Origin of the sequence: Mangrovimicrobium sediminis, assembly GCF_004745945.1 — a bacterium.
GTDB classification, from domain to species: domain Bacteria; phylum Pseudomonadota; class Gammaproteobacteria; order Pseudomonadales; family Halieaceae; genus Mangrovimicrobium; species Mangrovimicrobium sediminis.
The window spans coordinates 67988-89653 of record NZ_SRLE01000008.1; the positions used below are offsets into that span (position 1 = coordinate 67988).

Consider the following 21666-nt stretch of genomic DNA (forward strand, 5'->3'; position numbering starts at 1 on the left):
CCATGTTTCAGCCGAGCTTGTCCCTCAGGCTGAAGAATAACATGCCGGCGACCAGGCCGGGCCAGCGCAGCAAGGTGCCGCCGGGGAAGCGCGGGGTGGGCACGCGGGCCATGACGTCGAAGCGCTCGGCGCTGCCGGAGACGGCCTCGGCGAGCAGCTTGCCGGCCAGGGTGGCGGTGGGTACGCCGTGGCCGGAAAAGCCCTGGGCGCAGAACACCTGCTGCGAGAGCCGGGCAAAGTCCGGCATGCGGTTCAGGGTGATCGCCAGGGTGCCGCCCCAGCCGTAGTCGATGCGCGTATCGGCCAGCTCGGGGTAGATGCGCAGCATGCGCTTGCGCACGAAGCTGCCGATGTCGGCGGGGAACTTGCGCGTGTAGGATTCGCCGCCGCCGAACAGCATGCGGTTGTCGGCGGAGAGCTTCCAGTAGTTGATGACGAACAGGCTGTCGGACATCGATACGTCGTCGCGGATCAGCCGTCGCGCCAGGGCCTCGTCCAGGGGCTCGGTGGCCAGCATGAAGTTGTTGATCGGCATGATGCGCCCGGCGGCGCGCGGCTCCAGCGACTCGAGGTAACCGTTGCAGGCCAGCACCAGGTATTGCGCGTCGACCTCGCCGTGCTCGGTGCGCACACTGACCCGTTCGCCCTCGCTGTAGGACAGCACGCGGCTCTCCTCATGCAGTTGCGCCCCGGCCTCTGCCGCCGCCCGGGCCAGGCCCAGTGCATAGTTGAGCGGGTGCAGGTGGCGCGCGCCCATGTCTAGCAGGCCGCCGTGGAAACCCTGGCCCGAGGTCATCTGCGCCAGTTCTTCCGGCGGCACGTAGCGCGCCTGGCTGTAGCCGTAGGTTTTTTCCAGGTGTTCCGCTTCTTCGGCCAGGCCCGCCCGCTCGCTGGCCTTGGCGGCCACGTGCAGGTTGCCCTGCTTGAGTTCGCAGTCTATGGCGTGGCGCTCGATCAGTTCGCAGACCAGCTCGACCGCCTCGAGTCCGAGGTCCCACAGCGCCCTGGCGTGCTCCAGGCCGACCATCTGCTCCAGGCTGGCCTGGTCCACCCGCTGGCCGGTACCCACGTGCCCGCCGTTGCGGCCGGAGGCGCCCCAGCCGATGCGATTGGCCTCCAGCAGGGTGACCTCGTAGCCACGCTGGCGCAGGTGCAGGGCCGCGGAGAGGCCGGTGTAACCGCCGCCGATGACACAGACATCGGTGCGCGCGCGGCCCCGCAGCCGGGGAAACTCCAGCTGCTGGTTGGCCGAGGCCGCGTACCAGGAATTCGGGTGGGTGCTGTCTTGATTGGGCGCTTGCATGGTCGAAATATACCGTTTCGCGCGCTGGCGCGTTCATAACACCAATGGGTTAAGGCGCAGGCGGGGCTCTTGAAGCGGCGCGGATTCGCCGCGATACTCAATCATCGCGGCAACACGAGTACTGTATGAGTACCGACACAAAAATCATCCAGGACTGGCTGAAGAAGCACCAGATCTCCGAAGTGGAGGTGCTGGTGCCGGATATGACGGGCAACGCCCGCGGCAAGTTCATCCCCGCCCACCAGTTCCTGACCATGGGCAAACCGAAACTCCCCGAAAGCATCCTCGTACAGAGCGTCACCGGCGAATACTGCGAAGATCACTGGGAACTGGTCGAGCCCACCGACGCCGACATGCTGCTCGAGCCCGATCCCAGCGCCATGCGCCTGGTGCCCTGGGCTCGCGAACCCACCGCGCAGATCATCCACGACTGCTACACCATGACGGGCGAGGCCCACCCGCTGTCCTGCCGCAACGTGTTGCGCAAGGTGCTGGACCTGTACGCCGAGGATGGCCTGGTACCGGTGATCGCACCGGAGGTCGAGTTTTACCTGGTGGCGCGCAACCTCGACCCGGACTACGTGCTGGAACCGCCCAGCGGTCGCTCCGGCCGCCGCGAGACCTCGCGCCTGTCCTACAGCATCGACGCCGTCGCCGAGTTCGAGGACTTCGTCGAGGACATGTACGACTACGCCGAGGCCCAGGAACTGGCGGTGGACACCCTGATCCACGAAAACGGCGCGGCGCAAATGGAGATCAACTTCGTCCATGGCGACGCGATGTCGCTGGCGGACCAGGTGTTTTCCTTCAAGCGCACGGTGCGCGAGACTGCGCACAAGCACGGCGTGTACGCCACGTTCATGGCCAAGCCGATGCAGAACGACGCGGGCAGCGCGCTGCACATCCACCAGAGTATTGTGCGTGCGGATACCGGCGAGAATATCTTCGCCGACGCCGAGGGCCGTCACACCGAGGCGTTCCTGTCCTATATCGCCGGTCTGCAGCATTACACCCCCGAGCTGATCTCCTTCTACGCGCCCAACGTGAATTCCTACCGCCGCCTGGCGCCGGACATCGCGGCGCCGATCAACGTCAACTGGGGCGTCGGCAACCGCACCACTGCGTTCCGCGTGCCGGAGTCCAGCCCGGCGGCCACCCGGGTGGAGAACCGCTTCCCCGGCGCGGACGCCAACCCCTACCTCGCGATTGCCGCGACCCTCGCCTCCGGCCTGCTCGGCATGCGCCGCGGCCTGCAGCCCAGTGCGCCGCACCAGGGCACCGCCAACGACGACGAGGTCGAGGTGGCGCGCTCCCTGGAGGAGGCCCTGCGCAACCTCGGCAACTCGCCGGAGGTGCGCGAGGTGTTCGGCGGCCTGTTCCTCAAGGCCTACGCGGCGGTCAAGCGCGACGAGTTCGAGAAATTCAACCGCGTGATTTCCTCCTGGGAGCGTGAGCACCTGCTGTTGCAGGTCTGAGCGCAGCCGGGGCGGGAAGGGCATGGTCGGGCAGGACAACTTTCTGGGCAGTGCCGCCCGCTACCGGCTGTTTACCGCGGTCAAATACCTCGTCTACCTGCTGCTGGCGCTCAACGTCTGGCTGTTCCTCGACGAGGAGTTGCGCGCGCTGGAGCACACCTTTGTCGACGGCTTCGCCTGGTCCGAGGCCATCCAGGTGTTCTCGGCGACCATCGACACCGCCGCCTGGCTGGTGCTGCTCATCCTGTTTGAACTGGAGACCTCGGTCCTCGACGACAGCCGCATCCACGGCCCGGTGAAATGGGCTCTGCACGGCATCCGGCTGGTCTGTTACGTGGCCGTGTTCTACGCCTTTACCGGCTACTACGCCGAACTGGCGGACCTGTACCGGGCGACGGCGTTATCCGGCTTCGACGCCTGCGCCCGGGCGGAAGGGTTATCCCTGCTGGTCGACCTGGATGAATACGTGCCGCTGGATGCCAGTAACTGCGCCGCCATCGGCGGCGAGGTCCTGCGCCTCGACGGCTTCCCCATCATCGCCGAACCCGACACCCTGCGCAGCGCGCGCTGGCTGGCCTGGACTGACGTGATCAACTCCGCCGCCTGGCTGCTGGTGGTGATCGTGCTCGAGGTGGAGGTGCGCATGCAGCTGCGCGGAGAGCTCTCCCCGCATACCCTGCGCCTGATGCGCGCGATCAAGTTCGTGGTCTACGCCACGCTGTTCCTGGCCGCCGCCTACTGGGGTGTCGACGGCGACTTCCTCGACTTCTGGGATGCGGCGCTGTGGCTGTTCGCGTTTATCTTCATCGAGATGAACGTGTTTGAATGGCAGTACGAGAGCGAGCACACGCGCGCGGCCGCCGGTCGGGCGCCGGCCTGAACCGGGGGGAAGCGATGGCCAACGACGAGGCACTGGCGAGCCTGCGCTGGAACGTGCGGGACGCCGCGGTGGAGATCATCGACCAGACCCTGCTGCCGCACACCCTGCACTGGCTGCGCCTGCACACCCTTGACGACTACTGCCACGCGATCAGCGCGATGCAGGTGCGCGGGGCGCCATTGATTGGCATTACCGCCGCCTTCGGTCTCGCTCATGCCCTGGCCTGCGACGCCTCGGATGCGGCGCTGGCCAGCGCCCGCGCGACCCTGCTGGCAACCCGGCCCACAGCGGTCAACCTGCGCTGGGCCCTGGATGTGGTGGCGCAGGCGGTTGCCCCGCTGCCGCCGGGGCAGCGTGCCGCGGCCGCGCTGGACAGCGCGATTGCGCTGCGCGAGGCGGAGATTGCCAGTTGCGCGAGCATCGGTGACCACGGCCTGGCCATTCTGCAGGAACTGGCCCGGGTGCTGGGCTGCAGCGCGCAGCGCCCGCTGCAGGTGATGACCCACTGCAACGCCGGCCGCCTCGCCACGGTGCACTGGGGCACGGCACTGGCGCCGGTGTACAAGGCCCATGCGGCGGGCCTGCCGCTGCACGTGTGGGCGTCCGAGACCCGCCCGCGCAACCAGGGCACCCACCTCACCGCATGGGAATTACAGCAGGCCGGCGTGCCGTGCACCGTGGTCGCCGACAACAGCTGCGGCCAGTTGATGCGCGCGGGGCAGGTGGATTGCGTGATCGTCGGCTCCGACCGCACCGCCGCCAACGGCGACGTGTGCAACAAGGTGGGCACCTACCTGAAGGCGCTGGCCGCCGCAGACAACGGCGTGCCGTTTTATGTCGCCCTGCCCGCCTCCACCGTCGACTGGGAGTGTGCCTGCGGTGCGGAAATCCCCATCGAGGAGCGCGATGCGCGCGAGGTGTTGTGGGCCAGCGGCGTGGATGCCAGCGGCGCGAACCAGTCGGTGCGCCTGGCCGCGGAGCCAACCCGCGCCGCCAACCCCGCCTTCGACGTCACCCCTGCACGGCTGGTGCAGGGCCTGATCACCGAGCACGGCGTATTCGCCGCCAGCCCGGAGGGGCTGGCGCGATTGCGTAAGGCGCTGGGGGCCGGGTAAACCCTAGATTTTCTCGTCGATACCGATGTGGTCGATGCGCGGGTAGGGGCGCCACTGGAAGGTCTGCTTGTGGTTGCAGATCATGCAGCTGTGCTCGATGTCCCCGGTTTGCGGGTCCATCGCCCCGGACTGGCTCATCATGCCCTGGCCGCAGGCGTCGCAGACGTAGTTCACTTCGATGGGACGCACTTCGCGTTTGACTTCAGGCATTACTACGGGCTCTCCGCTCGGGGTGTATGGGGAAATTGGGGATGTGCGAAGAGTTTACCGCCGGAATGCCCGGCGGCAACAGGTGAAATGTCGATCAGCTGCGGGACAACTTAAAAATCGCCCAGCTCCAGATCGTAGTAACCCAGCTCCTCGCGGAGCCGTTTTTGCTCCAGCCGCTGTTCGGCGCGACGACGCTTTTCCGCAAGCCGCTGCTTGTCGGAGACAACGGGTGTCATGTCGTCCATGTCCTCGTCGGACATGTCGCTGAAAATGGGCTCAAAGAAGTCGTCGAGATCCGACGATGATTCCTGGCTGCGCTCTCCCATAAATCACCTCCCGATGATTTATATCCAAGATAACCTCAGGCAGAAAATAGGCCTGCCATAGCGCGGAGTAAATCAAATATTGGGGATATTGGCGAATAGTTTTTGGGAGTCAATTTTGCACAAAATTGGGTGGCCCGCCGCCCTCCATGGCCATCCCGAAACGGTGTGCAACATCCGTGTTGCGCCCTTATATAAGGTCTTTGCGGCGGGCCACCCTGGGATGGGAATTGCAATCCGCGTGCCAGCGGGAAATCCTGGCAAATACCGCTTGTGACAGCGAGTTTGCAGATTTGTGACGCAGTTCACTGCGTGTCCGGACGCGTCCGCGGGGTGTTGGACAGCAGCTGCACGATACGCGCGGCGACATCCTCGGGCTGGCCTGAAGCGGCATCCACGGTCACGGTGAGGTCCGCATGGCGCTCGTACAGGGGCGTGCGCTCGGCGAAGACCTCCGCGTAGCCCTGGCCGGTATCGTTGGCGATACCCCGCGGCGGCGCACTGGCAACCCGGGCTTCGAGGGTGTCGAGGTCCGCGCGCAGGTAGACCACCGGACCCAGCGCGTGCAGGCGCGCCATCGCCGCCTCGCTATAGACCACGCTGCCGCCGGTGGCGATCACCGCCTGATTGAGGTCGATCTCCAGCAGCACCGCCTCCTCGACCTGGCGCAGGTAGCGGTAGCCCCTGCCCTGCAGGATGTCCTCCAGGCTTGCCCCCTCGCGCACCTGGATGTCCAGGTCCGTGTCCAGGAAGCGCAGGCCGGTGAGCTTGGCCAGCAGCACGCCGACGCTGCTTTTGCCCGCGCCGGGCATGCCGATCAGGCTGATACTGTCGCTGTACATGGCTTCTCCTCGTGCTTCGCGGCATTATCCGGCAGCCGGCGCGCGGCCGCCAGCGGGCGGGTTGCGGGCGCCGGTACCTGTGGGTAGAGTGGCGCTTTTTCCGCCCCCTGCCCTGGAGCGCCCATGGACCTGCTGACCACGCCCCTGCACGACCTGCACCTGGAACTGGGTGCCAAAATGGTGCCCTTCGCGGGCTACGACATGCCGGTGCAGTACCCCGCGGGAATCATCCGCGAGCACCAGCACACCCGCGAACAGGCGGGCCTGTTCGACGTCTCGCACATGGGCCAGGTGCTGGTGCGCGGTGCGGACGCCGCGGCGGCGCTCGAGCGCCTGGTCCCGGCGGACCTTGAAGGCCTCGGCGAGCACCGCCAGACCTACACCCTGTTTACCAACGAGACCGGCGGCGTGCTCGACGACCTGATCGTCACGCGCTGGTCGGACGACTGCTTCTTCCTCGTGGTCAACGCGGCCTGCAAGGCGCAGGACATCGCCCACCTGCAGGCCGGTCTCACCGGCTGCGAGGTCGAGGTACTGGCCGAGCGCGCATTGCTGGCGCTGCAGGGGCCAGGGGCCCGCGCGGTGATGGCCGAGCTGTGCCCCGCGGCCGCTGAACTGGTGTTCCTGCAGGGCTGCCACACGCGCATCGGCGACAGCGAGGTCTACATCACCTGCTCCGGTTACACCGGCGAGGACGGCTTCGAGATCTCCGCCGCCAATGCCGACGCCGAGGCCATCGCCCGGCGCCTGCTCGCCTGCGACGCCGTCGAACCCATCGGCCTCGGCGCCCGCGACTCCCTGCGCCTGGAGGCGGGCCTGTGTCTTTACGGCCACGAACTTAACACCGAGATCACCCCGGTCGAAGCGGGCCTGACCTGGGCGATCGCGAAATGCCGCCGCCCTGACGGCGCGCGCGCCGGTGGTTTCCCGGGCGCGGATGCGATCTTCGCCCATCTGGCGACGCCGCCCGCCCACCGCCGGGTCGGCCTCGCCGTCGACGGCAAGCGCCCGGTGCGCGAGGGGCAGGCGGTACTCAACGCGGATGGTGAGCGCATCGGCGAGGTCTGCTCCGCGGCCTTTGGCGCCAGCTTCGGCGGGCCTATCGCCATGGCCTATATCGAGCGTGAATTCGGGGGCATCGGCACTGCGCTGAGTGTCGACGTGCGCGGCAAGGCGGTGGCGGTGACTGTCACGAAGATGCCCTTCGTACCGCAGCGCTATTTCCGCGGCTGACCTTCCCGGGGGTCAGAGCCCTTTTTGGGCGCTTTTGATTTCCCTGGGGGACCAGGCGCGGAGGCTTTCGATACCCGCCGTCCGCTGGCGGCGTGCAGGCGCCGGCGAAACGGCCGCAAGCTCCGCCGTGTCAGCGGGCTGCTGCGGAACTCGACCATTTTTCGCTGCGCGAAAAATTGGGACTCGGACAGTCCTCGCAGAAAGCTCCCGCTGACACGGCTCCGCAAAAAGCGGCGGCCTGATTGTTTCGCCAGCGCCTGCACGCCACCAACGGACTCCATCGCGCAATCTCGGTACAGCCTTTCCAGTCGATTGCTCCCCAAACCACCGCGCAGAACCAGTTCGCGAAAACTCTCGTCATCGGCGAAGGTGAAAAGCGCATTCTCGGGGTCAGAGCCCTTTATGGGTGCTTTCGATGCCCGCCGTCCGCTGGCGGCGTGCAGGCGCCGGCGAAACGGCCGCAAGCTCCGCCGTGTCAGCGGGCTGCTGCGGAACTCGACCATTTTTCGCTGCGCGAAAAATTGGGACTCGGACAGTCCTCGCAGAAAGCTCCCGCTGACACGGCTCCGCAAAAAGCGGCGGCCTGATTGTTTCGCCAGCGCCTGCACGCCACCAACGGACTCCATCGCGCAATCTCGGTACAGCCTTTCCAGTCGATTGCTCCCCAAACCACCGCGCAGAACCAGTTCGCGAAAACTCTCGTCTTCCGCGAAGGTGAAAAGTGTCCCCGACCCAAGGCCTGGCTGGCGCCCACCCGCCCCGGTGAAACAATCAGGCCGCCGCTTTTGCGCCGCCGCGTTTTCAGGGGCTTTCTGCGAGGCCTGTCCGAGTCCCAAAAAAATCGCGCAGCGACTTTTGGTCGAGTTCCGCAGCAGCCTGAAAACGCGGCGGCGCATGCGGCCGTTTCACCGGGGCGGGTGGGCGGCAGTCAGGCCGTGCAGCCCACCCTCGTCACCACCTCGGAGCCCGGTAGCGAGGAAAGATCAACGGAGTCAGTGCGCCCAATCCCGCTTGGCGCGAAACTGCCGGGACAGGTACTGCATCTGGTCCGCTAGGATGCGGTCCTTGGCCAGGAAGTGCCACTCGAAGGGGTTGGGGCGGAAGGGCACCGCGAGGAGTGGCATGTGTGCCTCTTCCGGCGTCATGTTGTCCTTGGCCCAGTTGCAGCGGCGACAGGCTGCGACCACGTTTTCCCACTTGTCCGCGCCGCCGCGCGAGGTCGGCACCACGTGGTCGCGGGTCAGTTCACCGCGGGTGTATTGGTCGCCGCAGTACAGGCAGCGGTGGTCGTCGCGGCGGAACAGGGTGCGGTTGCACAGGGGAGGGGAGAAGTCGCAGACGATGCGGCCCGCGGTGGCGATGATCGGTTGCAGGTCGATGCGGGAGCGTTGGCCGGTGAGGCGCTGGGTGCCGCCGAAAATTGGGGGAAGCGTGTCCCCGATGCCATAAACGACATCGCCTTTCGCGTAGGCAGATACTGCCTCCTGAATGGTGATCCAGCCGCGTGGCTGGCCCGCCATATCCAGTCGGAGGATCAAGGCTGGGGACTCCCACTTGCAGGTTCCGCGAATACGCTACTGCAAAACCGTGACGACCACAATCGCCAATTGCAGGCCGCCGGGCGGTGCGGTTCAGCTCCCGGCGTCCGCCACCCAACTGGCCTGTGTCAGTAATTTGCCGCGCTGCAAGACGCGGCCGGTGAAAGTCTCGCCCGGGTTGACCGCGCCGACGCCGGCCGGGGTGCCGGTCATCACGATATCGCCGTCCTCCAGGGTGATGAACCCCGCCAGTTCCTCGAGGATGGTGGCTGGCGAGTACATCATCAGCGAGACGTCGCCGCGCTGGCGCGCCGCGCCATCCACGTCCAGTTCCACCGCGAGTTCCTCGGCGTCGTCGATGGCGGCGAAGGGGCTGAACAGGGCGGCGCCGTCGAAGGCCTTGGCGCGCTCCCAGGGCAGGCCCTTGTCCTTGAGTTTGGACTGCAGGCCGCGCTTGGTCAGGTCCAGACCGAAGCCCGCGGCCACCGCCGCGCCGTTCTCGATGAGCAGCGCGATCTCGCCCTCGTAGTGCAGTGGTTCGCCGCCGAGCGAGGCGTACAGGGTGTCGCCGATCGCCGAGTTGGGTTTGCCGAACACCACCATGGCGTCGGGCACTTCGTTGCCCAGTTCCGCGATGTGGGCGACATAGTTGCGCCCCACGCAGACGATCTTGGAAGGGGTGACCTTGCGGCCATCGACGCTCACGCTGTGCATGTGGTGGTTCTCCGGTTGGGCTTGGCGGTGTGCGGGGCTACTCCTGCATACCGTGGTAGAGCAGGCGCACCAGCAGCCGCGCGCCGTCGTTGTCCTTGAGTTCCGCGTAGCGCGGGCCGTCGCGCTTGCCGATGTCGCGGATGTCCGCCATCAGCTCCGGGTGGAACTGGCAGGTGAACGAGCGACGGATGGCGCGGGTCTCCCAGTCCTTGTAGTAGATGCAGGTGGTGGAGACCTCGGTCCAGTCGTCGCCGCCGACGCAGGTCTGCGACAGGATCTCGATGGCGTAGGGCAGGCTCAGCAGCCAGGCCAGCGGCGTCACCGCCACCTGGTAGCGCACCGGCACCAGGGTGTCGTGCAGCAGTTTGTAGGCCCAACTGGCGAACAGGGCCGCCTCCTCGTTGACCTCGTCGCCGTGGAACATGGAAATGTTCAGTGAGCGCTCGGAGCGCATCATGGTGTCGATCACACCCTCGAGGTCGTCCGCCACCAGCGCATGGGTGTCGTGCAGTTCCGCGGGGATGTGGTCGTTGCGGCCGTGGGCGCCGTAGGGCACCAGTTCGCGCTCGCCGATTTCCGCTTGTTCGTTGGGCGCGACGGCAAAGCAGCGGTCGCCCCAGCCGCGGGCGATTCCCCGCCCGCCCTTGATCACCACCAGGTTCTCGCCCATGTCGCGGATCAGGCTGGCCACGCGCTTGAGATTGGTGAGGATGCGCCCGTTGTTGTCCAGCGGCAGCTGCGCGGTGGCGAGAATCTCACCCACTGCGCGCCGCAACAGGCGGATGTGCGAGGTCGCCGCCAGCTGGTGGCCGAGGCAGATGAAGATGCCCGGGCCGCTGTCGGTGGAGCGGCGCAACAGCAGTTCGTCGACCAGCTCCAGCATATTGTCCAGGCTCGCCTGGGAGCCGGCGAAGCTGTCCGGGTCGTAGGCGGAGGGGTTGCCGCCCTGCACCACGGTGGCGATGCCGGCGCTCATGGTGTGGGCCATGCGGCGCGCGTTGAACACGCCGCTTTGCCACAGCGGGTAGAGGATGCTGTCGGCGTCCGCCACCTGCTGCAGGATGTAGGCGATGTTCTTGGACGCGCGCACCGCCTCGCCCTGCAGGTTGATGCCCACGTTCTGCCACGGCTCGACCACGTGCACGCTCTGCCGGTAGACCTCGGGCAGGCCGAGCAGCAGCTCCAGTTCGTCCGGCCCGTGGATGACTTTTTCCAGCGGCGGGGCCACACCCCAGTCGAACAGGCTGCCGTCCAGCAGCATGTCCCGGCCCGGGTAGGGCGAGGGCGAACCGCGGTCCCCCAGGTAGTAGCCGAGCAGGGCGTGAATGGTCTCTGGGGTCGCCGGGTGGTGGCCGAGAATGCCCGGCGTGGTGCGCCAGGCGAGTGATTCCAGGGTCGGTTTTCGGCGGGGCGGTGACGCGGTCATTGCGGTGACGGGTGGCTCCGTTGGCGGTGGATTGCGGGTGCTGCGGCGGTCTGTCCCGGGGAGGGGCCAGTCCGCGAAGCGGGTGCGGCAGTCGGTCAGTATCCGGTGAAATATCCTTGTGGTCCAGCCGCTGGCGGGCCAGCTTACCTGTTACCGGGACTCGAGCCCCGCCTCGATGCGCGCCAGACGCCGCGCGCGCAACAGGCGATACAGGGTGAGCCCGACGCTCGCCCCCAGCACCAGGCTGACACCGAGGATCTTGCGCGGGGTGAACGGTTCGTCCAGGAACACGGCGCTGCCGATCAGTGCGCCGGGCAGGTACAGGTAGTAGATCATGCTGGAGTACAGCGCCGGCAGCTCGGTGCTGGTCTTCACCCACAGGCCGTGGGCGAACAGCGTGCTGACCACGCCCAGGGTGATCAGCTTGTAGTAGTCCGGCGAGGCCAGATCCGACCAGTTGGCCTCGCCCAGCACCGGCAGGAAGATAATCAGCGCGAAGAAGAACTGACCCCAGGTGCGCTCCAGGGTGCCGACGCCGTGGGCGCGCTGGTGCAGCAGCGGCAGCGCCGCGTAGCACAGGGCGCTGCACAGGCCGATAGCGATGCCCAGGGAGACCTGGTTTTCCAGGCTGAACCCGGGCGATACCACCAGGCAGCCGGTGAAGCACAGGCCGATTGCCAGCCACTCGAAGGGCGCCACGCGCTCGCCGTTGAACAGCCAGGCGAGGATCAGGTACTGCACGCTGTAGGTGGTGATGGTGAGCGCGGCGATCGCCGCGGTGGCCAGCTTGATGCTGAAGAAGTACAGCAGCCAGTGCGCGCCAAAGGTGGCGCCGATGATTACCAGTTGCAGCCACTGCCGCCGGCTCAGCGCCAGCAGTCGCCCGCGCAGCAGTACCAGCGGGGTTATGCCGGCAATCGCCACCGCCAGGCGGAAGCAGCCGATGGCGAACTCGTTGGCCTCGGTGGACTTCACCAGCACCGGCACGGTGGACTGCATCAGCACCGAGATGATGGCGACGCCGAACAGCTGCTGGCGGGTCACGGCGTCAGCCTTCCGCCGGGGCCGCCAGGGCCGCGCGGATGCCGTCCGCGGCCTTCGCCACCGCCTTGCGCAGGGCGGCCTCGTCGATGGTCTGCACCTGGCGGTCGCGCATCAATACCTGCCCGGCGACCACCGTGGTCTGCACGTCGGTGCTGTCCAGCACGTAGACCAGGTGGGAGACGATGTCGTAGCGCGGCTGGTGGCGAGTCTTGCCCAGGTCGACCTGGATCAGGTCCGCCTGCATGCCGGGCTTGAGCTGGCCGATGTACTCGCCGAGGCCGATGGCCGCGGCGCCAGTGCGGGTGGCCATGGCCAGCGCCTCGGGGGCGGGCAGCGCGGTGGGGTCGCCGCTGGCGACCTTGTGCAGCAGCGCGGCGAGGCGGATCTCCTCCCACAGGTCGAGGTCGTTGTTGGAGGCCGCGCCGTCGGTACCCAGGCCCACGTTGATGCCCGCCGCGAGCATCGCCGGCACCGGCGAGATACCCGCGCCCAGCTTCATGTTCGAGGTGGGGTTGTGCACCGCCCCCACCGGTGCCGGTCCGGCCGCCACCAGGGCGATGTCCTCGGCGTCCAGCTGGATCATGTGCGCCCCGATCAGCGGCGTCTCGAACATGCCCAGGCCCTTGACGTGCTTGATCGGAGTGGTCTGGAAGTGCTCACTTACATAGGCGCTCTCCGCGGGCGCCTCGGCCAGGTGCATGGTGATGGGTGCCCCTGCCTTGCGCGCCGCCGCGACCGTGTCTTGCAGGTGCTCCGGCGAGACCGTGTAGGGCGCGTGGGGGGCGAAGGCGGGTGTGATGCGCGGGTCCTTGCCCTGCCAGCGGCCGACGAAGTCCCGCGCCGCGGCGAAGGAGTCGTCCCAGCCCTCGAAGCCCGGGCTGGGGTAATCGATGTGCGGTGCACCGATGACGGCGCGCAGGCCGCAGCGCTGCACCACGCCGGCGATCTCGTCCGGGTAGAAATACATGTCGACGAAGGTGGTGGTGCCGCCGCGGATCATCTCCCAGCAGGCCAGTTCGCTGCCGGTGCGCACGAACTCGGGGGTGACGAAGCGGCCCTCCATGGGGAACACGTACTGCTGCAGCCAGGTCATCAGGTCGAGGTCGTCGACCATGCCGCGGAACAGGGTCATGCTGGTGTGGGTGTGGCCGTTGACCAGGCCGGGCAGGATCACCCGGTCGGCACCGGGGATGCTGCGCGGCGCGCTGTATTCGGCGTCGATATCGGTGCGTGCACCGACAGCGACGATGCTGTCGCCGCGGATGGCGATAGCGGCATCTTCAAGCACCGCCTCGCCGGGCACCATGCTCAGCAGGTAGTCGCCGTAGACGATGAGGTCGACGTCGGCGGCGCGGGCCGATGCACCAAAACAGGTCGCCAGCACCAATAGAAGCACTCGATGGAATCGCAAGGGGGAATCTCCGCAGGAAGGCAATCCGGCCTAGCTTAGCACCGGCCGCCCTCCGGAATGAATTCCGGTAATTTTTGCCTTGCCGGGGTCGCAGGGGTTGGATTGGCACGGCGTGTGCCTATCCTTGGCATTTCCATACTTTTCCAACACTTTCCGCGTATCCCAGTACTGCAGAGCAGGGAGATTCCATGCAGCCCATTACCACCCCACGTCTCGTCATCGCCGCCGCCCTCGGTTCACTGCTGGGCACCGCCGTTCCGGCCCACGCCCAGCTCGAGGAAGTCATCGTTACCGCGCAGAAGCGCGAGCAGGGGCTGCTCGACGTGCCGATCTCCGTCGCCACCCTGTCGGGCGAGAACTTCACTCCGCTGTTCGAAGGTGGCGCCGACGTGCGCGCACTCTCCGCGCGGGTGCCAGGCCTGTACATCGAATCCTCCAATGGTCGCGTGGCGCCGCGTTTCTACATTCGCGGCCTGGGCAACATCGACTTCGACCTGGCCGCCTCGCAGCCGGTGTCCGTGGTCATGGACGAGGTGGTCAAGGAAAACGTGGTGCTGAAGAGCTTCCCGCTGTTCGACATCAAGCAGGTGGAAGTCCTGCGCGGCCCGCAGGGCTCACTGTTCGGCCGCAACACCACCGCGGGTATCGTCAAGTTTGATTCCAACCTGCCCACCTACGAGACCGAGGGCTACGCGCGTGTCGACGTCGGTACTCTGGGCACCACCAACTTCGAAGGCGCCATCGGCGGCGGCCTGGGAGAGAAGGTCGCCGGGCGCATCGCGGTGTTCTCGCAAAACCGCGAGGATTTCATCGACAACGATTTCACCGGCGAGAGCGACGCCACCGGCGGCTTCAACGAGAACGCGGTGAAAGGCTGGTTGCTGTTCGATCCCACCGACAGCCTGAGCATCCTGGCCGGCGCCCACTACCGCGACCTGGACGGCACCTCCGCCCTGTTCCGCGCCAATATCTTCGACCCGGGCAGCAACGACCTCAACCAGAACTACGACCGCGAGACGGTGTACTTCGACGAGGGCGACAACAACCCGCAGGAGTACGAGAACACCGGTTACAGCCTGCAGCTCGACTACGACTTCGGCGGCGTGACCCTGACCTCCATCACCGCCTACGAAGAGGCCGATGGCTACAGCCTGGGCGACATCGACGGCGGCTTCGGCGCCGTCTACCTGCCCTACATGGGACCGGGCTTCATCCCGTTCAACTCGCAGACCCAGGACTCCGCCGACGTCGAGCAGTTCACCCAGGAAGTGCGCCTGGCCAACAACGGCGGTGCCACCTTCAACTGGCAGGTGGGCGCGTTCTACTTCGATTCCACCCTGGACGTGGAGACCAACCCGTTCTTCGCCCCGGCGACCACGGTGACCCACGACAACACCAGCTGGGCGGTATTCGGCCAGGGTGATTACGCCCTCACCGATGCGCTGACCCTGACCGCCGGCCTGCGCTACACCGACGACGACAAGGACTTCACCGCGCCGGGCTACGACGAGGAGGCCTCCGACGAGCAGGTCAGCGGTGACATCGCCCTGTCCTACGCCTTCACCGACAGCTCACTGGCCTGGATCAAGGGCGGCTCCGGCTTCCGCGCCCCGACCATCCAGGGCCGCGACGTGGCCTTCGGTTCGCCGCCCTCCATCGCCGATTCCGAGACCATCACCTCCATCGAGGTGGGCTACAAGGCGCAGCTCGCCTCCAGCCTGCGCTACAACGCGGCGCTGTTCTACTACGAAGTGGAGGACATGCAGTTCACCGCGGTCGGCGGTACCAGCAACTCGATCCAGCTGATCAACGCCGACACCGGCATCGGCATGGGCGTGGAACTGGACGTCGAGTGGTCGCCCACCGAGAACCTGGTGCTGACCTTCGGCGCCTCCTACGCCGACACCGAGATCGACGACGACACCCTGCGCGTCGGCGGCTGCGGCAGCGGCGCCTGCACCATCACCAACCCGGTGGATGCGGACGGTTTCGTGCTGATCGACGGCAACCCGTTCCCCAACGCGCCGGAGACCACCTTCAACTTCACCCTGAGCTACACCCAGCCGATCAACGCGGAGAACGAGCTGTTCTTCTTCACCGACTGGGCCTATCAGGGTGAAACCCAGATCTTCCTCTACGAGGCCAAGGAGTTCGTCACCGACGACCAGTACGAGGGCGGCCTGCGCATGGGCTGGCGGCGTATCGACCTCGGGCTTGAAGTGGCGCTGTTCGGGCGTAACATCACCGATGAGGAAAATGTGCAGGGTGCCATCGACTTCAACAACCTGACCGGCTTCACCAACGAGCCGCGCGTCTACGGTATGTCGATCGGCATCCAGTTCTGATCCGGGGCCGGGCCATCGCCCGGCCACACCGAACGGGAAGACTGCCGATGAGACTATCCGCACTGGGGGCCGTGGTGGCCCTCGCCTTCGGCCTGGCGGCCTGCGCCGCCGGACCGCAAACCGGTTCCAGTGTCACTGCGACCGCCCCGGCCTCGCCGATGGAGGTCAAGGTGGTGGTGGTCACCATGTTCGAGACCGGCGAGGACACCGGCGACAAGGCCGGCGAGTTCCAGCGCTGGAAAGAGCGCCAGGACCTGGACACGGTGTACCCGGCGCCGCATATGCACCACGATATCCTGGCCAACCCGGACACCGGGGTGATCGGTATCGTCACCGGCATGGGCACCGCCAACGCCGCGGCCAGCGTCATGGCCCTGGGCCTGGACCCGCGCTTCGACCTGAGTCGCGCCTACTGGCTGGTGGCCGGCATCTCCGGCTTCGACCCGGCGGACGCCTCCCTCGGCTCGGTAGCCTGGGCGCGCTTCCTGGTGGACGGCGACCTGTCCCACGAGATCGACGCCCGGGAAAAACCCGCGGACTGGCCCGACGGCTACTTCCCGCTGTTCAGCCAGGGCCCGGATGATCCCGCGCGCCTGGAGTACAGCCTCGGTGAGGCCTTCGAACTCAATCCCGCACTGGTCGACTGGGCCTACCGCCTGACCGCGGACATGGACCTGCCCGACCACCCCTCCCTGGCCGCCACCCGCGACCTCTACGTCGATTACCCGGTGGCCCAGCGCGAACCTTTCGTGCTGGTCGGCGACCAGCTCGCGGCCATGACCTTCTGGCACGGCGAGATGCTCAACGACTGGGCCAATCGCTGGGTGGACTACTGGACCCGCGGTGAGGGCGAGTTCGTGAGTTCCGCGATGGAGGACACCGGCACCTACCAGTCGCTCACCTACCTGGACGCGGCGGGCAAGGTCGACAAGGATCGCGTGCTGGTGCTGCGCACTGCCTCCAACTTCACCCTGCCCCCGCCCGGGGTTACCGCCGCAGACTACCTGCGCCAGGAACAGCACGACAGCTACGCCGGCCTCGACGCCGCGCTGGAGAACGCCTACCTCGTCGGCAGCAAGGTGGTACAGGTTATCCTCGACAACTGGGACACCTACCGCGAGCAGACGCCGCAGCCGGCCCCCTGACATCGCAGCTTCATAAAACAGTCACATCTGGTTCATTTCTTGCTGCGATAAATGTGAGAGCTGCGCTCGCTTCCCCCGGGGGGCGGGTTTCGCACATCCAGCATTTTATGGAGATTCCCAGATGAAACGAGCTACCGGGCTGTTTGCCGCCGGTTTGATGGGGCTTAGCGTCACTGCGCTGGCCGACGATCCGCTGCATATCCAGATCCTGCACATCAACGACCACCACTCGCACCTCGCTGCCGAGAGCTTCGACTTCGACGTCAGTGCACTGGACTTGCGCACTGAGCTCGCTGATGGTTCGCCGATCCAGGAAGTGGAGGTAACCTACGGCGGCTTCCCCCTGCTGGTCAGCCTGTTCGATCGCTACGACACGCCGTTCAGCAACACGCTGAAACTGCATGCCGGCGACGCCATCACCGGCACCCTGTACTACAGCCTGTTCAAGGGCGAGGCGGATGCGGTGATGATGAACCAGATCTGCTTCGACGCCTTCGAGCTCGGCAACCACGAATTCGACGACGGCGACGCCGGCCTGGCCAACTTCCTCGACTACCTCGGCGGCAGCTCCAACTGCGACACCGCGGTACTCGGCGCCAACGTCGTGCCCGGCCCGGAATCGCCTATCCAGGGCATGATCGAGCCGTACACCATCGTCGAGCGCGACGGCCAGAAGATCGGCATCATCGGTATCGAGATCGCGCAGAAGACCAAGGTCTCCTCGCAGCCGGACCCGGATACCGAGTTCCTCGACGAGATGACCACCGCGCAACTGTACATCGATGAACTGGAAGAGCAGGGCATCAACAAGATCATCCTGCTCACCCACTACCAGTACGGCAACGACCTGTCACTGGCCGCCCAGCTGTCCGGTGTCGACGTGATCATCGACGGCGACTCCCACACCCTGCTCGACGGCGAAGCACTGGACGACATCGGCTTCCCGGTTGCCGGTCCCTACCCGACCCAGGTAACCAACGCCGACGGCGACATGGTGTGTATCGGCCAGGCCTGGGAATACGCCCACCTGCTCGGCCGCATGGAAGTGTTCTTCGACGGTGAGGGCAAGGTGCGCAGCTGCCGCGGCACCCCGGTCGCCCCGATCGACCGCGACTTCGTCTACGAGGACAGCGACGGCAGCAGCAAATCGCTGAGCGGCTTCGACCGCTTCCAGGTGCAGGTCGCCCTGGCCAAGAACTTCGAGTTCGCCGTGGTCAACGAGGACAGCGCCACCGCCGCCCTGCTCGACGGCTTCAACGCGCAGGTGGAAGTACTCGAGCAGACCGTGATCGGCAGCGTCGCCGAGGACCTGTGCCTGGAGCGTTTCCCCGGCCAGCAGCGCAGCACCATCTGTGACCCGTCCGCGACCTATGCCAACGGTTCCGACATCTCCAACATCGTCGCCAAGGCCTTCATGCAGGTCACCCCGACCGCCGACTTCGCCATCCAGAATGGCGGCGGCGTGCGCGTGGACGTCGCCGAGGGCGATTTCACCATCGCCGATGCCTTCACCCTGCTGCCGTTCTCCAACACCCTGGTCACCCTGGAGATGACCGGCCAGGAGATTGTCGACGTGCTGGAGGACGCGCTGTCCAACGCGCTGGATGTGGAAGGTGGTTCCACCGGCTCCTACCCCTACGCCTCGGGTATCCGCTACGACGTGGACGCCAGCATGAGCAAGGGTGCCCGGGTGAGCAACGTGGAAGTGAACCCGCGTGTCGCCGGTACCTGGACGTCGATTGATCCCGGTGCGACCTACACCGTGGTGACCAACGACTTCATCGCCTCAGGCCAGGACGGCTATGCCACCTTCGGCGAGATCTTCAATGCGGGTGACTACGTGGATACGCTGACCGAGTACGCCCAGGGCTTCATCGACTACGTGGAGGCGCTGACCGAACTCGGCCTGCCGCTGACCAAGTTGCCGCTTGATGAGTACAGCACGAAGAGCTACGTCGGCACCGACGGCTGCGACCACGCTACCAGCAGCGACTGCGTCGGCTTCTGAGTCAGGGCCGGTCCTGGATCAGGCCGCGCAATCCTCGCGCGCCTGATCCAGCAACTGGCGCAACTCAGGGATACACGAACCGCACTGGGTACCGCAGCGCAAGGCTGCGCCCAGTGTTTCCACCGAATCCGCACCGGCCTCGATGGCGCGCGCGATCTGCGTTTCACCCACCTCCCAGCAACTGCACACCAGCTTGCCCGCGGACTCACGTTCGGCGCTGAAGCCGGCCAGTAACTGGTGCCATTCGCCCGCAGCCGGGGTTTCGCTGCCCAGGCCGGTCATCCACCCGCGCTCCGGCAGGGCGTCGCGGGAGCGATTCAAGAACAACGCGTAGTGCAGCGTGTCGCCGCGCCGGCCGACTTCGCGCCAGTCGCCGCCCACGCTGTCCTCGTAACCGGCGCGCTCGCAATCCGCGCCCAGCTCGCGCGCCAGTTGCGCATAGACCGTTGCCGGCGCCGCGGTATCCGCCAGCAGGGTCAGGTAGCCGCCGCTCACCGCGATGCGCGACCAGTAGGCCAGCTCCATGACCAGCGGCTCGCGGCTGAACAACAGCCCCCAGCTGGCCACCGCGCAGGGCGCGATACTGGCGTGGGCGAACTTCGACTGCGGCTGGCCCGAGTATGGGTCGGTGATTGCCGGGATCAGGTTGCTGGCGCCGCCGGCGGCGGTGAACTGGCCGCTCCAGTGGATGGGTACGAAGCTCTGGCCGCGGGCGATGCCCGGGTCCAGCGTGGCCAGCCCGCGCACGACACCCTGGGCGTTGCCCACTTCCACCAGGTCGCCCTCCGCCAGGCCCAGCTGCGCAGCGTCTGATGGGTTCAGGGAAATGCTGAAGAAGTCGCGGTGCTGGGACAGGCGCGGCACACGGCCGGTGCGCGTCATGGTGTGCCACTGGTCGCGGAAGCGGCCGGTGTTGATGGTCATGCCCTCGCCCGGCGCCGGCGCCTGCGGTTGCACGGCCACGATGCGGGCGCGGCCGTCGGCGGTGAAGAAGCGTCCGTCGCAGAACGGTTCGATCGCCGGCCCGGAAGCGGGGAGCGGCCAGCGCACTGGTGCCAGCGCCGCGTACTGGGCGTCGTCCAGCTGCGCCAGGGCGCCGATGTCGAAGGCGCGGCTGCCGTTGTTCTCGAACGCGGAGAGCGCCGCGTGCTCGCGGAAAATCGCCTCCGGGCCGCGGTAGTCGAAGTGTTCGCCCAGGCCCAGGGCGCGCGCTACCTGGGTGACGATCAGCCAGTCCGGGCGCGCCTCGCCCAGCGCGGGCACCAGCTGGCGCTGGCGCGAGATGACCCGCTCGGAGTTGGTCACGGTGCCGTCCTTCTCGCCCCAGGGCGCCGCCGGCAGCAGCAGGTCGGCAAAGGCCGCGGTGTCGGTCTGTGCAGTGCAGTCGGAGACCACCACGAACTCGCAGCGCGCCAGGGCGCGGCGCACCAGGGCGCTGTCCGGCAGGCTCACCGCCGGGTTGGTGGCCATGATCCAGAGGAACTTGATGTGCCCGTCGGCGGCGGCCTGGAACAGGTCGACTGCTTTCAGGCCAGGGCCGGCGGCCATGTCGGTGGCGCCCCAGAAGCGCGCCACGCGGTCGACGTCGGCGGGGTCGTAGTCCATGTGCGCGGCGAGCTGGTTGGACAGGCCGCCGACTTCGCGTCCGCCCATCGCGTTGGGCTGGCCGGTGATCGAGAACGGTCCCATGCCGGGCCGGCCGATGCGTCCGGTCGCCAGGTGGCAGTTGATGACGGCGTTGCACTTGTCGGTGCCGGTGGCGGATTGCTTCACACCCTGGGAGAACATCGACACGGTGCGCTCGGTGGCGGTGAACCAGTCGTAGAAGGTCGCCACCTCCTGTGCATCGAGGCCGGTGACCTGGGCCACGCCGGCTGCGTCGAGGTTGCCGGCGGCATCCAGTGCGGCGTCGAGACCGCTGGTGTGGGCGTCGATAAACGCGCGGTCCAGTGCGCCGTTGTTCGCCAGGTGGCGCAGCAGGCCGGCGAACAGGAAAGCGTCCGTGCCCGGCAGCAATTGCAGGTGCAGGTCGGCGAGGTCGCAACTGGCGGTGCGCCGCGGGTCGATCACCACGATGCGCTTGCCCGGGTTGGCCTGCTTCGCCGCCTCGATGCGCTGGTAGACCACCGGGTGGGTCCAGGCGGCGTTGGAGCCGACCATCACCAGCAGGTCGCAGTCCTCGACGTCCGCGTAGGTGCAGGGCACCACGTCCTCACCGAAGGCGCGCTTGTGCGCGGCCACCGCGGAGGACATGCACAGCCGCGAGTTGGTATCGACGTTGCCGCTGCCGAGGAAGCCTTTCATCAGCTTGTTGGCGACGTAGTAGTCCTCGGTGAGCAGCTGCCCGGACAGGTAGAACGCGATGGCGTCGGGGCCGTGCCGTTCGCGCGCCTCCTGCAGCTTGCTGCCGAGCGCGGCGATGGCCGCCTGCCAGGACACCCGGTGCCCTGCCAGAACGGGGTGGAGGAGCCGGCCCTCGTCGCCGAGTGTTTCAGCCAGTGCAGTCCCCTTTACGCACAGGCGGCCGGCGTTTGCCGGGTGGTCCCCGTCCCCCAAGACACCGCTGACCTGTCCCCCGGCAAGCTGCGCGGTGACGCCGCAGCCGACGCCGCAGTAGGGGCAGGTTGTATTGCAGTTGGGCATATCGTTGGTTC

18 protein-coding genes are annotated in these 21666 nt (G+C 66.9%); 7 read left to right on the forward strand and 11 right to left on the reverse strand.

The genetic code is table 11. The features are described from left to right. Positions 1-7: 7 nt before the first annotated feature. Positions 8-1303, reverse strand: coding sequence for an NAD(P)/FAD-dependent oxidoreductase (locus tag E4634_RS11930; protein WP_135444175.1), 1296 nt, complete (start codon positions 1301-1303; stop codon positions 8-10). A gap of 125 nt (positions 1304-1428) precedes the next feature. Here E4634_RS11930 and E4634_RS11935 point away from each other — a divergent pair, with 125 nt between their 5' ends. From E4634_RS11935 to mtnA, 3 genes are read left to right on the forward strand one after another with little or no spacing between them, the layout of a single operon-like run. Continuing rightward, the gene (locus E4634_RS11935; protein ID WP_135444177.1) at positions 1429-2778 is read left to right on the forward strand and encodes a glutamine synthetase family protein; all 1350 of its coding nucleotides are present in this window, start codon (positions 1429-1431) and stop codon (positions 2776-2778) included. A gap of 22 nt (positions 2779-2800) precedes the next feature. Next, positions 2801-3658 (forward strand): hypothetical protein, encoded by an 858-nt coding sequence (locus E4634_RS11940; RefSeq protein ID WP_135444179.1) that lies wholly within the window; start codon positions 2801-2803, stop codon positions 3656-3658. 14 nt (positions 3659-3672) lie between these two features. After that, positions 3673-4773, forward strand: a complete 1101-nt coding sequence (gene mtnA, locus E4634_RS11945) for an S-methyl-5-thioribose-1-phosphate isomerase (protein ID WP_135444181.1) — start codon at positions 3673-3675, stop codon at positions 4771-4773. 3 nt (positions 4774-4776) lie between these two features. On the opposite strand, the gene E4634_RS11950 is transcribed toward mtnA, so the two are convergent. The 3 genes from E4634_RS11950 to E4634_RS11960 form a co-directional block, all read right to left on the reverse strand. Continuing rightward, the gene (locus E4634_RS11950; protein ID WP_135444183.1) at positions 4777-4983 is read right to left on the reverse strand and encodes a type II citrate synthase; all 207 of its coding nucleotides are present in this window, start codon (positions 4981-4983) and stop codon (positions 4777-4779) included. Positions 4984-5093: 110 nt separating this feature from the next. Continuing rightward, positions 5094-5309 carry a PA3496 family putative envelope integrity protein gene (locus E4634_RS11955; RefSeq protein ID WP_135444185.1) on the reverse strand — a complete coding sequence of 72 codons (216 nt, stop codon included), beginning with the start codon at positions 5307-5309 and terminating at the stop codon, positions 5094-5096. A 302-nt stretch (positions 5310-5611) separates the two neighbouring features. Beyond that, complete coding sequence (locus tag E4634_RS11960) at positions 5612-6148, reverse strand: shikimate kinase (RefSeq protein WP_135444187.1); 537 nt, start codon at positions 6146-6148, stop codon at positions 5612-5614. A gap of 123 nt (positions 6149-6271) precedes the next feature. Between E4634_RS11960 and gcvT the strand changes: the two genes are divergently transcribed. Next, positions 6272-7381, forward strand: a complete 1110-nt coding sequence (gcvT, locus tag E4634_RS11965; protein ID WP_135444189.1) for a glycine cleavage system aminomethyltransferase GcvT — start codon at positions 6272-6274, stop codon at positions 7379-7381. Here gcvT and E4634_RS11970 read toward each other — a convergent pair. The 6 genes from E4634_RS11970 to E4634_RS11995 form a co-directional block, all read right to left on the reverse strand. Then, on the reverse strand, positions 7366-8277 hold the full coding sequence (locus E4634_RS11970; protein ID WP_135444191.1) for a hypothetical protein: 912 nt from the start codon (positions 8275-8277) through the stop codon (positions 7366-7368). The two genes, gcvT and E4634_RS11970, sit on opposite strands and share 16 nt — an antisense overlap. Before the next feature lie 96 nt (positions 8278-8373). Further along, a complete protein-coding gene (locus E4634_RS11975) occupies positions 8374-8901 on the reverse strand; it encodes an HNH endonuclease (protein ID WP_135444522.1) in 528 nt (175 codons plus the stop codon). A gap of 111 nt (positions 8902-9012) precedes the next feature. Beyond that, positions 9013-9633 (reverse strand): fumarylacetoacetate hydrolase family protein, encoded by a 621-nt coding sequence (locus tag E4634_RS11980; RefSeq protein ID WP_135444193.1) that lies wholly within the window; start codon positions 9631-9633, stop codon positions 9013-9015. A gap of 37 nt (positions 9634-9670) precedes the next feature. Further along, entirely contained in the window at positions 9671-11059 is a 1389-nt protein-coding gene (locus E4634_RS11985; protein WP_135444195.1) for a hypothetical protein, read from the reverse strand. A gap of 150 nt (positions 11060-11209) precedes the next feature. Then, on the reverse strand, positions 11210-12103 hold the full coding sequence (locus tag E4634_RS11990) for a DMT family transporter (RefSeq protein ID WP_135444197.1): 894 nt from the start codon (positions 12101-12103) through the stop codon (positions 11210-11212). Positions 12104-12107: 4 nt separating this feature from the next. Continuing rightward, positions 12108-13514: an amidohydrolase family protein gene (locus E4634_RS11995; protein ID WP_135444198.1), complete on the reverse strand. Its 1407-nt coding sequence runs from the start codon at positions 13512-13514 to the stop codon at positions 12108-12110. 188 nt (positions 13515-13702) lie between these two features. On the opposite strand from E4634_RS11995, the gene E4634_RS12000 reads away from it, so the two are divergent. From E4634_RS12000 to E4634_RS12010, 3 genes are all read left to right on the forward strand, one after another. Continuing rightward, on the forward strand, positions 13703-15859 hold the full coding sequence (locus E4634_RS12000; RefSeq protein ID WP_135444200.1) for a TonB-dependent receptor: 2157 nt from the start codon (positions 13703-13705) through the stop codon (positions 15857-15859). A 47-nt stretch (positions 15860-15906) separates the two neighbouring features. Continuing rightward, positions 15907-17004 (forward strand): purine nucleoside permease, encoded by a 1098-nt coding sequence (locus E4634_RS12005; protein ID WP_135444202.1) that lies wholly within the window; start codon positions 15907-15909, stop codon positions 17002-17004. Between the two features lie 121 nt (positions 17005-17125). Beyond that, positions 17126-19012, forward strand: coding sequence for a 5'-nucleotidase C-terminal domain-containing protein (locus tag E4634_RS12010; protein WP_135444204.1), 1887 nt, complete (start codon positions 17126-17128; stop codon positions 19010-19012). Positions 19013-19030: 18 nt separating this feature from the next. Here E4634_RS12010 and E4634_RS12015 read toward each other — a convergent pair whose 3' ends face one another. Next, positions 19031-21655 carry a nitrate reductase gene (locus tag E4634_RS12015; RefSeq protein ID WP_135444206.1) on the reverse strand — a complete coding sequence of 875 codons (2625 nt, stop codon included), beginning with the start codon at positions 21653-21655 and terminating at the stop codon, positions 19031-19033. Positions 21656-21666 lie beyond the last annotated feature (11 nt).